Below are 598 nucleotides of genomic sequence, written 5' to 3' on the forward strand. Positions count from 1 at the left end.
TGTGGGCAGGTCCGGGGAGGGCTGCTCGGCCGAGGAATCCATGTTTCGCTCTTAGACCCGCAGGGCGAAAAATGCGAACCGCGATTCACAGAAAAATGATTGTTTCACCCGCCCAGGTGTCGAGTAACAGGTCTCACAAGCCGGCGTTGAACCGTTGCTCGATCTCATTGCGACCCATGCGGTCGAAATCGTCGGGGACGGAAAACTGGCCGGCCATAAAACCGACCCGTCGCGCCTGCAGCGTCGGCTGTTCGATCGGCACGATTCTGGCCAACGGCTTGCCGGCTTTGGCAATAACAAACGACTCGCCTTGGGCTGCACGTCTCACAAGGCGCGACAGATGAGCTTTCGCATCGCGAATGTTTACTGTCTGCGTCAAAGATTGCTCCTCAAAATTGGCATCGAACTCACCCCGTCTTGCTGTCGGCTAGGCCGAAGCCGCCGACGGGGTGGGTCTCGACCTGGAATTCGAAGCCGGCGATGAACGGCCGCGCCTTGGCGATCGCTGCCTGGACTTCGGGAAGCTGCAGCGAGGCCTTGTGGCTTTCGGCGTCGGTCCACACTTCGGTGACCCAGATCGCGTCGGCATCGGCGGTGT

2 protein-coding genes are annotated in these 598 nt (G+C 60.2%); both read right to left on the reverse strand.

Features of this window, described 5'->3' with window-relative positions; genetic code table 11:
• Nucleotides 1-133: 133 nt before the first annotated feature.
• On the reverse strand, nt 134-379 hold the full coding sequence (locus tag EOA22_RS17425) for a type II toxin-antitoxin system Phd/YefM family antitoxin (RefSeq protein ID WP_013529932.1): 246 nt from the start codon (nt 377-379) through the stop codon (nt 134-136).
• 28 nt (nt 380-407) lie between these two features.
• Nucleotides 408-598, reverse strand: a 191-nt coding sequence (locus EOA22_RS38910) for an antibiotic biosynthesis monooxygenase (protein WP_348629493.1), incomplete at its 5' end; no start/stop codon positions are given.

The organism is Mesorhizobium sp. M7A.F.Ca.US.014.04.1.1, from assembly GCF_003998745.1.
In the GTDB taxonomy this organism is placed as follows: domain Bacteria; phylum Pseudomonadota; class Alphaproteobacteria; order Rhizobiales; family Rhizobiaceae; genus Mesorhizobium; species Mesorhizobium ciceri.